The organism is Pantoea sp. DY-5 (assembly GCF_019795955.1).
Lineage (GTDB): Bacteria > Pseudomonadota > Gammaproteobacteria > Enterobacterales > Enterobacteriaceae > Pantoea > Pantoea leporis.
Genome location: NZ_JAIMIE010000003.1, coordinates 527,519 through 540,197 on the forward strand (window position 1 = coordinate 527,519; position 12,679 = coordinate 540,197).

The window sequence follows — 12,679 nt, forward strand, 5'->3', positions numbered from 1 at the left end:
GATAACAGCGTTACTTCACTTGCTGCTCAAAACGGCGCAGCAGTTCGTTACCGCGTTTTACAGCGTTATCCAGCGCGGCTTGCGGCGCCTGTTTGCCGGTCCACACGCCTTCCAGCTCTTCATCCACGATGGTACGAATCTGCGGCATGTTGCCCAGACGCATACCTTTGGTGAACGGCAGCGGATCTTTGTTCAGCATCTGACGCGTAGCGATGTCTGCGCCTGGGTTCTTGTCATAGAAGCCCTGTTGCTTGGTCAGCTCGTACGCGGCGGTGGTGATCGGCAGATAACCGGTTTTCTGGTGCCATTCGGCAGCGATTTCCGGCTGGGCGAGGAACTTCATGAACTCCGCCGCGCCTTTGTAGGTGTTGGCATCTTTGCCTTTCATCACCCACAGGCTCGCGCCGCCAATGATGGCGTTTTGCGGTGCATTTGGAACGGTCTCATCGTACGGCATCATGCCAACGCCGAAGTTAAATTTGGCGTAGTGTTTGATGTCGGCCAGCGAACCGGAAGACGCTGTGGTGATGCCGCAATCACCGTTGTAGAACTTGGCGGTGGATTCATCTTTGCGACCGAAGTAGGTGAAATCACCCTTCTTGTTCATCGCTTCCAGCATTTCGATGTGGCGCACCTGCACCGGCTTGTTGAACTCCAGTACCGCATCAGTACCTTCAAAGCCGTTGTTTTTGGTGGCGACCGGCAGCGCATGCCAGGCGCTGAAGTTTTCAATCTGAATCCAGCCCTGCCAGCCGCTGGCGTAACCGCAGGTCAGGCCCGCTTTGCGCAGCGCTTCGGCGTCTTTCGCCAGCTCCTGCCAGGTTTTTGGTGGCTGATCCGGGTTCAGACCGGCTTTTTTGAACGCATCTTTGTTGTAATACAGTACCGGCGTGGAGCTGTTGAACGGCTGCGAGATCAGCTGGCCTTTGCTGTCGCTGTAGTAACCGGCAACGGCTGGCACGAACTGTTTCGGATCCATCTGCACGCCAGCGTCTTTAAACACCTGGTTGACCGGGACGATAGCTTTTGACGCCATCATGGTCGCCGTACCGACTTCGTATACCTGCAGCAGCGCAGGCGCTTTACCGGAGCGCACCGCCGCGATACCCGCCGCTAAGCTCTGCTCGTAGTTGCCTTTGTAAGTCGGAACGATTTTGTAATCGGGATGAGCCTGGTTAAAACGTTGTGCCAGAGAATCAACTTCTTTGCCTAACTCGCCTTCCATTGAGTGCCAGAAAGGGATCTCAGTTGCAGCCAGCGCATTACCGCTGAGCGCCAGACCGAGCACGACACTCATCAGGCGGGGACGAAGCGTAAAAGCGGACATAAGGTTTTTCCTGTGCTGTTAAGTACGCGCGAATGCGCGCATTTTTTAGTTCGCGACGTAACATGACACGGGGAAATGACGGATTAATAACAGGTTTATGACGGGGATGTGACAGGTGGGTTAGGAGTGCTGGCTGGTACGTGCTGGCTGTCCCCCTCCTCGGTCCTCCCCCATTAATGGGGGAGGAAGATGCTGCTATATGTGAGTTGGGAGTGGCATGTGGCAGCGTCTCCTTCCCCCGCTTGCGGGGGAAGGCCGGGATGGGGGACAGCGAGCACTAACTTATGCGCCTAAATACGCACTCCGCACCGCTTCGTTGGACAGCAACGCTTCGCCGCTGTCCTCCAGCACCACGTGGCCGTTCTCCAGCACATAGCCGCGATCCGCCAGCTTCAGCGCCTGGTTGGCGTTCTGCTCGACGAGGAAGATGGTCATGCCCTCTTTACGCAGCTGCTCAATGGTGTCGAAGATCTGCTGAATGATAATCGGCGCCAAACCCAACGACGGCTCATCCAGCAGCAGCAAACGCGGCTGGCTCATCAACGCGCGACCAATCGCCAGCATCTGCTGCTCACCGCCAGACATGGTACCCGCGCGCTGTGCTTTACGTTCTGCCAGCCGTGAAAACAGCTGATAAACGCGATCGATACGCTCCAGATACTGCTGACGCGTGGCGAAAAAACCGCCCATCGCCAGGTTCTCTTCCACCGTCATGCGCGAAAACACCCGACGGCCTTCCGGCACGATGGCAATCGCTTCACGCATGATTTTCGCGGTTTGCCAGTCGGTGATTGTTTTACCATCAAAGGTGATGGTGCCGCTGGTGGCGCGTGGTTCGCCACACAAAGTGCCGAGCAACGTGGTTTTACCCGCGCCGTTGGCACCGATCAGCGTGACGATTTCACCCTGATTGATGTGCAGATTAATGTTGTGCAGCGCCTGAATCGGACCGTAATGGGCGCTGACATTCTGCAAAGTTAAAATCGGGTTTGCCATGTTACGCCTCACCTAAATAAGCACGGATCACATCCGGATTGTTACGCACCTGTTCCGGCGTGCCGTTAGCCAGCGGCGTTCCCTGATTCACCACGTAAATGCGGTCAGAAATGCCCATCACCAGCTTCATATCGTGTTCAATTAGCAGCACGGAAACCTTGTGCTCACTACGCAGTTCGGCGATCAGCTCATCGAGTTCGTGCGTTTCACGCGGGTTAAGACCCGCCGCCGGTTCATCCAGCATCAGGATTTCCGGACGCGTCACCATGCAGCGCGCAATCTCCAGACGACGCTGCTGACCGTAAGCAAGGTTACCCGCCTGACGGTTAGCCAGATCCAGCAAACCGATGCGTTCAAGCCAAGTTGCCGCGCGATCCAGCGCTTCGCTCTCACCGCGACGGAAAGCCGGGGTTTTGAACAAGCCGGAGAACACGCCGCTTTTCAGGTGCTGATGTTGTGCCACCAGCAGGTTTTCAATCACCGTCATTTCACGGAACAGACGCACATGCTGGAAGGTACGCACAATGCCCATGCGCGCAATCTTCTGGCCCGGCAAACCTTGCAGCTGCTGATCGCGTAGTTTGATGGTACCGCCGGTCGGTTTGTAGAAACCGGTCAGGCAGTTGAACACCGTGGTTTTACCGGCACCGTTCGGGCCGATCAGCGAAACAATTTCCTGTGGATGCAGCTCAAGCGCCACGTTGTTGACGGCTAACAGGCCGCCGAAGCGCATCATCAGGCCTTCAACGGCTAATAAAGGCTGACTCATGCCTGCTCTCCTTGTTTACTGCTTTTCATCTTCAGATGCGGACGCTTCATCGGCAGCAGACCTTGTGGACGCCAGATCATCATCAGCACCATCAAACCGCCGAGCACCAGCATGCTGTACTCGTTCAAATCACGCATCAGCTCGCGTGATACCACCAGCAGAATCGCTGCAAGGATCACTGCCAGCTGCGAACCCATGCCGCCCAACACCACAATCGCCAGCACAAAGGCCGATTCGACGAAGGTGAAGGATTCCGGGCTGACGAAGCCCTGACGAGCGGCGAACAACGTCCCCGCGAAGCCGGCGAACACGGCGCTGATGGTGAAAGCAGTCAGCTTGATGCGCGTTGGGCTCAGGCCGAGCGAACGGCAGGCGATCTCATCTTCACGCAGCGCTTCCCACGCGCGGCCCAGCGGCATACGCAGTAAACGGTTGATCACAAACAGCGTCAGCACCACCAGCAGCAGCGCCACCAGATAGAGGAAAATCACGCGGTCGCTGGGATCGTATTTCAGGCCGAAGAAATCATGGAAAGTGCTCCAGCCGCCTTCACTGACGCGGCGGCCAAACTCCAGACCAAACAGACTTGGCTTGGGAATCTGCGCGATGCCGTTCGGGCCGCCGGTGATCGCGGTATTATTCAGCAGCAGAATACGCACGATTTCACCGAAGCCGAGCGTGACGATCGCCAGATAGTCACCGCGCAGGCGCAGCACCGGGAAGCCGAGCATCAGGCCAAACGCACCGGCGACTAAACCGGCCAGCGGCAGACTTTCCCAGAAACCAAAACCGTAATAGTGATTAAGCAACGCGAAGGTGTAAGCGCCGATGGCGTAGAAACCGCCGTAGCCCAGCACCAGCAAACCAGACAAACCCACCACCACGTTCAACCCGAGACCGAGCATCACGTAGATCAGCGTCAGCGTGGCGATATCGACGCTGCCGCGCGAGACCAGAAACGGCCAGATAACGGCGGCGGCAATCACCAGCGCCATCAACAGCTTCTGCTTTGGCGTTGATCCATCAAAACCCGGCAGAACAAAACCTTTGCCGCTGCGTTTGAATTTACCCTGCACCAGCGGACGCAGCAGCTGGAAGACAAACACCACCGCACAACCCATGAAGATCCAGTTCCAGCGCACCGCGCCCGCATTGGCGACCACCAGTTTGGTGCCGTCCAGATCGAGGCGCACGCCCATAAAGAAGGTGGCGAGAATCAGCAACATCACCGTGGAGATCACGGCGTTGACCAAACCGAGGCGTTTCATACTTTCTCCACCTCCGGACGGCCAAGAATCCCGGTTGGCATCACCAGCAGCACCACAATCAGCAGCGCGAAGGAGACCACATCTTTATACTCGGTCGACAGATACGCCGAGGTCAGCGCTTCTGCAATGCCCAGCACCAGGCCGCCAATCATCGCGCCTGGAATACTGCCGATACCGCCTAATACCGCTGCGGTGAAGGCTTTCATCCCGGCCATAAAGCCGATGAATGGGTTAATGGAGCCGTAGAATTGACCGAGCAATACGCCCGCCACCGCGGCCATCGCCGCACCAATGATAAAGGTGAGAGAGATAACGCGGTCGGTGTTGATGCCCAGCAGGCTGGCCATTTTCAGGTCTTCTGCACAGGCGCGGCAGGCGCGGCCCATGCGCGAATAACGGATAAACAGCGTCAGCGCCAGCATCGACAGGAAGGTCACCACCCAAATCACCAGTTGCATGGTGGAGAGCGTGGCCGCAAAGCCGTTGCTTTCGCCCAGCGTCCACTGGCCGGTGATCAGGCTTGGCAGCGCAAGATCGCGCGAGCCTTGCGTCAGGCTGACGTAGTTTTGCAGGAAGATCGACATCCCGATCGCTGAGATCAGCGCGATCAGGCGCTTGGACGATCGCACCGGCCGGTACGCCACGCGCTCGATGCTCCAGCCATAGGCGCTGGAGATGATCACCGCCATCACGAAACCAGCGGCGATCATCAGCCACGAGGTATCGATGCCCATCATCATCAGGGCGGCAATCACGATAAAGGAGACATAGCTACCGATCATGTACACCTCGCCGTGGGCGAAGTTGATCATGCCGATAATGCCGTAAACCATGGTGTAACCGATGGCGATCAGCGCGTAGGTGCTCCCGAGGGTCACCCCGTTGAACATCTGCTGAATAAAATAGAGAAACTGCTCGGACATAGTGAGGACCTGCTCTGGAGCTGAATAATTCCCTCTCCCGCGTGCGGGAAAGGGAATTTTGGGGGATTACTTAACTGCGGTAGAAGAGCCGTCTTTGTGCCATTTGAAGACACCAAATTCGAAGCCCTTCAGGTCACCTTTCTCATCCCAGTTCAGGTTGCCCATCACGGTTGGAACGGCAGCGCCCTCTTTCAGGTTCTTCGCAATCGCATCGGGCTCATCGCTCTTACTGCGCTCGATTCCGGCCACCAGCGACTGAATCGCCGCGTAGGTGGTCCAGACGAACGGACCGGTTGGATCTTTGCGGTTAGACGCGGTGTTGGCTTTAATCGCATCAACAATCGCCTTGTTCTCTGGCAGCTGGTCATAACGTTTCGGCAGGGTCACGAACAGGCCTTCAGACGCATCGCCAGCGATGTTAGACAGAGAAGCGTTGCCCACGCCTTCCGGACCCATGAAACCGGCATTCAGGCCAGCGGATTTTGCCTGACGCAGAATCTGGCCCAGCTCCGGGTAATAGCCACCGTAGTAAACGAAATCGACGTTTTCTTTCTTCAGACGCGCAATCAGCGTGGAGAAGTCTTTATCACCGGCGGTGATACCTTCAAACAGCACCACGTTGCCGCCTTTGGCTTTCAGGGTTTTCTGCACCGATTCCGCCAGACCCTGACCATATTGCTGTTTGTCATGCACCACAGCGATACGTTTTGGTTTGATGTGGTCGAGGATGTAGGTCGCCGCCGTTGGGCCCTGATCGGAATCCAAGCCGGTAGTACGCAGCACGTCAGCATAGCCACGTGCCGTCAGTTCAGGCGCGGTAGCGGCTGGGGTGATCATCAGCACGCCTTCGTCGTTATAGATGTCTGAAGCTGGCTGAGTAGAGGAGGAGCACAGATGACCGATAACGTATTTGATGCCGTCGTTAACCACTTTGTTGGCAACCGCAACCGCTTGTTTCGGGTCACAGGCATCGTCATATTCCACGCCAACCAGTTTGTCACCGTTAACGCCGCCCTTGGCGTTGATGTCCTTAATCGCCTGCGCGGCACCGGTAAACTGCATGTCACCGTACTGCGCGACCGGACCGGTTGATGCGCCTACGATGGCAATTTTGATGTCTTTAGCCAGCGCCGCATGGCTCATCGCCAGGGCAACGCAGCCCGCCAGTAATGCGCGTCCTTTACTCATTTTCATGCGAACTTCCCCATCTGTTGTGTCGTGTTTGTTGTGATTGTTTATTTTCTGCCAGTCAAAGAGGAAAACTCATTCTGCAATAATGGGTTAGCACGCTTTTCTGGCATTTATAGGTAATAAGGCTTTATTTTTCAGGTTATTAAACAGGAACTTTCTTCTGTAAATCAACTGACATATTCAGAATTGACTGAGTGGATCAGCAGAATCGTCTGGTTGTTATGGCCGATTTTTCAGCAGGATACCAGCGCGTTATGCTGGCTTTTTCAACTATCGTTGATGGCTTACTCCACAATCCTGGCAAACTGACTGGCATTTGACCTATTTTCATCAGAAAAAAGTGACAGCGCTCTGACTGTCTAAATTCGCTACACTATCGCCTTTGCACTAGTACAGGTATTAGGTATGAAGCTGACAATCCAGCGCTTAGCATCGTTAACCGCTCAGGATCGTATCGATTTAGCTAAAGTCTGGCCGGAAATCGATATTGTGCAACTGGAAGCACAACTCAGCGACACGCAGCGTTTGTATGCGGCGCGTTTTAACGACCGATTACTGGCGGCGCTGCAGCTGACCCTCAGCGGCACGCAGGGGAAAATCACCCACCTCAACGTTCGCGAAGTCACGCGTCGACGTGGCGTGGGGCAATACTTGCTGGAAGAGACAATCGCGCAGAATAGCGCGTTAGCAGATTGGTGGATTGCCGATGACGGCGACGCCGATCAGGGGGTGCGTGCGGCGTTTATGCAGGCTTGTGGTTTTCGTGCGCAGGCTGATGGTTGGGTACGTTGAAAGGATGTCGCGCGGAATGTCTGAGCATGTTGCGTAGCGACCAGGTAATAAAAAGGGCGACTTAAAAGTCGCCCCGTTTTTCCACCCGATCACTATCAGGCTTCAATCGCCACACGCAGTTTCTTCATGGCGTTCTTTTCCAGCTGACGCACGCGCTCCGCAGAGACGCCGTATTTGTCGGCCAACTCCTGCAGCGTGGTTTTGTTGTCATCGTCCAGCCAGCGGGCACGGATAATGTCCTGACTACGCTCGTCGAGGCTCAGCATCGCATCGCTCAGCTTGTCAGCCGCATGTGCATCCCAGTTGTCCTCTTCAATGCCATCGGCAAAGTCAGAGGTTTTATCCTGCAGATACAGCACCGGCGCCATCGCTTTGCCTTCGCCTGCTTCGTCATCAGACGACATGTCGAAAGTCATATCCTGCGCAGCCATGCGCGATTCCATTTCCAGCACGTCTTTACTGCTCACGCCCAGCTCGCGTGCGACCATTTCTACTTCGTCCTGGTTAAACCAACCGAGACGCTGTTTGCTTTTACGCAGGTTAAAGAACAGCTTGCGCTGCGCTTTGGTGGTCGCGACTTTCACGATACGCCAGTTACGCAGCACGTATTCGTGAATCTCTGCTTTAATCCAGTGCACGGCAAAAGACACCAGGCGCACGCCGACTTCAGGGTTGAAGCGACGCACCGCCTTCATCAGGCCGATGTTGCCTTCCTGAATCAGGTCCGCCTGCGGCAAGCCGTAACCGGAGTAGTTACGAGCAATATGAACAACAAAGCGCAGGTGAGACAGGATCAGCGTCTTTGCTGCATCCAGATCGCCCTGGTAATGCAGCCGCTCAGCCAATGCTTTTTCCTCTTCTGCCGTCAGCACCGGCCAGTTGTTGGCAGCCCGAACGTAAGATTCCAGGTTACCCAGAGGAGCAATCGCTAAAGTTTGCATTTCTTTGGTCATTCAAACCCTCACAAATTCAATGGACTTGCTGCACAGTTCCTTGCGCAAACGCTACATTATGTCAACGTCGCGAAAAAACCAGAAGCAATCTGTGCTACTTGGACGACAAAGTTATCCACAAGTTCAATTATAGCAGTGAATATTTTACACACAGATGACGGCGGGGGATATAGGAGAATTCCTCTGCTCCCAGGTCGTCGGCAGCAGAGGAAGAGTATAGCAAAAAACGTTGCTTTTGGTTACTGCGGCGTAAAACGGCGTAAATGTTGCACTGTTGCCAGCCAGGCGGCAATCCAGCCGATGATGGCGGCGATCAGCAGTAACAGCAACCCTTCATCCCAGGAAAAACCTTCCAGCACAAAGGTGGTACCGAATACGGTTGCTACTTGCGCCACCACCGATTGCAGGCGCAACACCAGCACTTCCGAGAGCAGCAGCGACAGCACCGCACCGCCCAAACCTAACAGCGCACCGCCGTACAGGAATGGACGCAGGATAAAGCCGTCAGTGGCACCAATCAGCTTCTGCACGTTAATAGTATCGCGCCGCGCAAAGATGCTGAGCCGCACGCTGTTGCCGATCACCAGGAACACCGCAACCACCATCAGCAGGCCAATCATTGAGGCAATCTGCCCCACCAGCCCGGTTAGCGCCGCTAAACGCGCGAACCAGCTGTCATCCATACGCACTTCATCAACGCCCTGCACTTTAGATACGCGATCGCGCAGATTCGCCATGGTGTCCGAATTCTGGAAATTGAGTTTTGGCGTGATGATGGCCACCGCTGGCAACGGATTCTGCTCCAGCATGTCCATCGAACCACCAAAACCAGACCAGTTGCGGAATTCATTCAGCGCTTCTTCACGCGTCAGATAGTTGACGTTGTCCACGCCATCGAGCTGCTTGAGCTGCGCGGTGACGTTCTCCGCCGCGGTGTCATCCAGCGCTTTATCCAGATAAACCGTTAGCTGCGGCGCGGGATACCACTGCGTCGCCGCCTGGCTGACGTTCTTCCACACCATGTAGCATACGCTCGGCAGCGTCAGGGAAATGGCGATCACCATCACCGTCAGCAGCGTCGCCAGCGGCTGACGCCACATATCCGACAGCGTGCCGCGCAGCGCATAGCGCCACTGTTCCTGCCAGCCGCCTTTCAGCGCCTTGCTTTTAGAGGGCTGCTTCGCTTTCGGCGCTGGTGCGCGCTTGTTGCGTTTATTGACCATCGTGGCCTCCGTGCAGACGTCCCTGATTGAGCGTCATCACGCGGTAATTCCGGCGTGCAATCAGCCCGACATCGTGCGTTGCCATCAACACCGTGACACCAACGCGGTTGAACTCTTCGAACAGGCGCAGGATGTCTTCCGACAGCGCATTGTCGAGGTTACCGGTGGGTTCATCCGCCAGCAGCACCGCAGGCTTGTTCACCACCGCGCGGGCAATGCCGACGCGCTGCTGTTCACCGCCAGAGAGCTGAATCGGATAGCTTTTCGCTTTGTCGAGCAGGCCGACTTTATCCAGCGCGGCCGACACGCGCCGACGAATATCTTCGCCGCTGGCACCGGAAATGATCAGCGGGATCGCCACGTTGTCGTAGACCGAACGATCCATCAACAAGTGGTGATCCTGGAAAATCATGCCGATTTGACGTCGCAGGAAAGGCACTTCGCTGTGACGCAGACGCGAAATATCGTGGCCGCTAAACCAGATCTGCCCGGCGCTCGGGCGCTCAATGCCACAAATCAGCTTTAGTAAGGTACTTTTTCCCGCACCGGAATGGCCGGTCAGGAACGCCATTTCGCCGGGACGCAGATGGAAATCCACTCCCTGCAGCGCCTGACGTCCTCCCAGGTAAGCTTTACTGACCTCTTCAAAGCGAATCATCCCAATCATTCCTCTCGGGCAAACAGTGCCTCAATAAAGTCTGCAGCCTTAAACGGCCGTAAATCCTCGATGCCTTCCCCAACACCGATATAACGAATCGGAATGCCGAACTGATCGGCAACCGAGAAGATCACGCCGCCTTTGGCGGTTCCATCCAGTTTCGTCAGGGTGATGCCGGTCAGGCCCACCGCTTCATGGAACAGTTTGGCCTGGCTGATAGCGTTTTGCCCGGTGCTGGCGTCGAGCGTCAGCATCACTTCATGCGGCGCATCTTCGTCCAGCTTCTTCATCACGCGGGTAATTTTCTTCAGCTCTTCCATCAGGTGCGATTTGTTCTGCAGACGACCCGCGGTATCGGCGATCAGTACATCCACATTGCGCGACTTGGCCGCCTGGATGGCGTCAAAAATCACCGAGGCAGAATCTGCGCCGGTATGCTGCGCCACCACAGGAATGTTGTTGCGCTGGCCCCAAACCTGCAGCTGCTCAACGGCGGCGGCACGGAAGGTATCGCCCGCTGCCAGCATCACCGATTTGCCCTGCGCCTGATACTGACGCGCTAGCTTACCGATGGTGGTGGTTTTACCCACGCCGTTGACGCCCACCATCAGGATGACGAATGGCGTTTTGCCACCCACTTCCAGCGGCTGATCCACTTTTTCCAGAATACCGGACATTTCCGCTTTCAGCAGGCCATACAGCGCTTCCGCATCACGCAGCTGCTTGCGGTTGGCCTGTTGTGTCAGATTGGTGATGATGCGGCGGGTGGTTTCGACGCCAACGTCGGCAATCAGCAGCTGCTCTTCCAGCTCTTCAAACAGATCGTCATCGATTTTCTTGCCGCGGAACAGGCTGATAAAGCCAGAACCGAGGTTTTCACGGGTTTTTACCAGGCTGCGTTTCAGTCGGGCGAAGAAGCCCTCTTTGGTCGGACGCTCCTGCTCCTGCGCAATGATTGGCGCAGCGGCCAGCGGCAGATCGCTCACGGTATCCTGCGTGGCTTCGGCTAGCTCAGCATCTTCCGCATAGGTTTCCGCTAACGCCAGCGCTTCCAGTTCTTCGTCAGTTAATGGCGCTTCTTCGTGCAGTTCAGGCTCATTAATCGCCAGCTCTTCCAGCTGCGGCTCTTCTTCGATCGGTACCACATCCGGCGCTGCTATCTCTTCTGGCAGCACCTCTTCAACGATTGCGGTAACCGGCTCAGGCTCCTGCGGCTCGATAACCGGCTCTTCAATCAGTTCCGGTTCAACCTGCTGCTGTTCCGCCACCTGTTCGGTGACGGCGACGGTTTCAACAGCCTGCGCTTCGGCGCGATCGAGCGCACTCTCTTCAACGGCAGGCTCAGCGACCACCTCGGCAGTTTGCTGCTGCTCTTCAGCAGGTTGTTGCGTCTCTTCTTCTTTGCCAAAGCCTAACCAGGAAAAAAAGCCGCGTTTTTTCTCTTTTGCCATTGTGTGACCCTACTCCTCGATGGCTTATTCCCGGTAGCACGCTTGTTCCCAGGGGATAAAATATTCAATTTTAAGCGGGTGAGCGGCGTAAAAATCAGGTAATTACGCGCGCTATACCAACTCAGTAGTCTAACACTTTCCAGCCAGCGCACCACAGCACCCTTTTTTAACGTTTCTTCTGCCCGCTACGCCCGTTAAACTACGCAACAAAATATGACGAGTTGTGAGCGAAATGAGTAAATCCCCCCGCAGCAGCAGCGCTGGCCAGATCCGCATCATTGGCGGTCAGTGGCGCGGCCGTAAATTACCGGTGCCGGATAGCGCAGGTTTGCGCCCCACCACCGATCGCGTACGTGAAACCCTGTTTAACTGGCTGGCGCCGGATATTCAGGAAGCGCGCTGCCTCGATTGCTTCGCCGGCAGCGGCGCGTTAGGGCTGGAAGCGCTGTCTCGCTATGCAGCGTCGGCCACGCTGCTGGAGCTGGAGCGTTCGGTGGCGCAACAGCTGTCCCAGAACCTGCAAACGCTGCGTGCTACGCAGGCAAAAGTGGTGCAAACCAACACGCTGCAGTGGTTAAGCCAGCCGGGCGAACCGTTTGACGTGGTGTTTGTTGATCCGCCTTTCCGTAAAGGGCTGTTACAGGAAACATTGTCGCTGCTGGAGCAAAATGGCTGGTTAGCGGCTGAAGCGCTGATTTATGTCGAGAGCGAAGTGGAAAACGGCGCGCCTTTCGCACCCGCAAATTGGGATTTGTACCGCGAGAAGATTGCCGGTCAGGTGGCTTATCGCTTATATCAACGCCAACAGGAGACGCACGATGTGGCTTAATTTGGGACGTTTGCTGATGATTTGCGTCTGGGCCTTTTTATTGCTCAATCTGGTGCAACCTTTCCCAACGCCGCTGCGCTATTTCGTGCACGTGGCGCTGTTCTTTATGGTGATTATGCACGGCCTGCAGCTGGTGTTGCTGCGCGCCACCCAGCCAAAAGACGCCCCAAAACTGAGCGGCGTAACCCAGGCGAAGATCTTCTTTTTTGGCGTGTTTGAGCTGCTGGCGTGGCAGAAAAAGCATTATCCGAAGATGTAGTTTCGTGCGGTTTATAGCCAGGTCGCCATTATTGTGCGGT

The 12,679-nt window shown here is 55.9% G+C and carries 13 protein-coding genes; 3 read left to right on the plus strand and 10 right to left on the minus strand.

The window, feature by feature from the left end; translation table 11 throughout:
• Positions 1-10: 10 nt before the first annotated feature.
• The 6 genes from ugpB to K5Y30_RS13460 form a co-directional block, all read right to left on the minus strand.
• Entirely contained in the window at positions 11-1,327 is a 1,317-nt protein-coding gene (gene ugpB / locus K5Y30_RS13435; protein WP_222211751.1) for a sn-glycerol-3-phosphate ABC transporter substrate-binding protein UgpB, read from the minus strand.
• A 282-nt stretch (positions 1,328-1,609) separates the two neighbouring features.
• Positions 1,610-2,323, minus strand: coding sequence for a high-affinity branched-chain amino acid ABC transporter ATP-binding protein LivF (gene livF / locus K5Y30_RS13440; RefSeq protein ID WP_101763094.1), 714 nt, complete (start codon positions 2,321-2,323; stop codon positions 1,610-1,612).
• A gap of 1 nt (position 2,324) precedes the next feature.
• A complete protein-coding gene (gene livG, locus K5Y30_RS13445; RefSeq protein WP_222211753.1) occupies positions 2,325-3,092 on the minus strand; it encodes a high-affinity branched-chain amino acid ABC transporter ATP-binding protein LivG in 768 nt (255 codons plus the stop codon).
• The gene (locus tag K5Y30_RS13450; RefSeq protein ID WP_110868130.1) at positions 3,089-4,360 is read right to left on the minus strand and encodes a high-affinity branched-chain amino acid ABC transporter permease LivM; all 1,272 of its coding nucleotides are present in this window, start codon (positions 4,358-4,360) and stop codon (positions 3,089-3,091) included. Before K5Y30_RS13450 ends, livG begins: the two co-directional genes overlap by 4 nt.
• Positions 4,357-5,283: a high-affinity branched-chain amino acid ABC transporter permease LivH gene (gene livH / locus K5Y30_RS13455; protein ID WP_101763097.1), complete on the minus strand. Its 927-nt coding sequence runs from the start codon at positions 5,281-5,283 to the stop codon at positions 4,357-4,359. The genes K5Y30_RS13450 and livH overlap by 4 nt, the downstream gene beginning before the upstream one ends.
• A 66-nt stretch (positions 5,284-5,349) precedes the next feature.
• Entirely contained in the window at positions 5,350-6,477 is a 1,128-nt protein-coding gene (locus K5Y30_RS13460) for a branched-chain amino acid ABC transporter substrate-binding protein (protein ID WP_061718403.1), read from the minus strand.
• Between the two features lie 402 nt (positions 6,478-6,879).
• Here K5Y30_RS13460 and panM point away from each other — a divergent pair, with 402 nt between their 5' ends.
• Entirely contained in the window at positions 6,880-7,266 is a 387-nt protein-coding gene (gene panM, locus K5Y30_RS13465; protein WP_192236041.1) for an aspartate 1-decarboxylase autocleavage activator PanM, read from the plus strand.
• A gap of 95 nt (positions 7,267-7,361) precedes the next feature.
• Here panM and rpoH read toward each other — a convergent pair whose 3' ends face one another.
• From rpoH to ftsY, 4 genes are all read right to left on the minus strand, one after another.
• Positions 7,362-8,219 (minus strand): RNA polymerase sigma factor RpoH, encoded by an 858-nt coding sequence (rpoH, locus tag K5Y30_RS13470; protein ID WP_064737937.1) that lies wholly within the window; start codon positions 8,217-8,219, stop codon positions 7,362-7,364.
• 239 nt (positions 8,220-8,458) lie between these two features.
• Positions 8,459-9,442 (minus strand): permease-like cell division protein FtsX, encoded by a 984-nt coding sequence (ftsX, locus tag K5Y30_RS13475; RefSeq protein WP_101763100.1) that lies wholly within the window; start codon positions 9,440-9,442, stop codon positions 8,459-8,461.
• Positions 9,432-10,100 carry a cell division ATP-binding protein FtsE gene (ftsE, locus tag K5Y30_RS13480; protein ID WP_008109888.1) on the minus strand — a complete coding sequence of 223 codons (669 nt, stop codon included), beginning with the start codon at positions 10,098-10,100 and terminating at the stop codon, positions 9,432-9,434. The genes ftsX and ftsE overlap by 11 nt, the downstream gene beginning before the upstream one ends.
• A gap of 5 nt (positions 10,101-10,105) precedes the next feature.
• Positions 10,106-11,551 carry a signal recognition particle-docking protein FtsY gene (ftsY, locus tag K5Y30_RS13485; protein WP_222211755.1) on the minus strand — a complete coding sequence of 482 codons (1,446 nt, stop codon included), beginning with the start codon at positions 11,549-11,551 and terminating at the stop codon, positions 10,106-10,108.
• A gap of 232 nt (positions 11,552-11,783) precedes the next feature.
• On the opposite strand from ftsY, the gene rsmD reads away from it, so the two are divergent.
• Together rsmD and K5Y30_RS13495 are read left to right on the plus strand one after the other, a co-directional pair.
• Positions 11,784-12,380: a 16S rRNA (guanine(966)-N(2))-methyltransferase gene (gene rsmD / locus K5Y30_RS13490; protein WP_192412715.1), complete on the plus strand. Its 597-nt coding sequence runs from the start codon at positions 11,784-11,786 to the stop codon at positions 12,378-12,380.
• Positions 12,370-12,639 (plus strand): DUF1145 family protein, encoded by a 270-nt coding sequence (locus K5Y30_RS13495; RefSeq protein WP_008109883.1) that lies wholly within the window; start codon positions 12,370-12,372, stop codon positions 12,637-12,639. Before rsmD ends, K5Y30_RS13495 begins: the two co-directional genes overlap by 11 nt.
• Positions 12,640-12,679 lie beyond the last annotated feature (40 nt).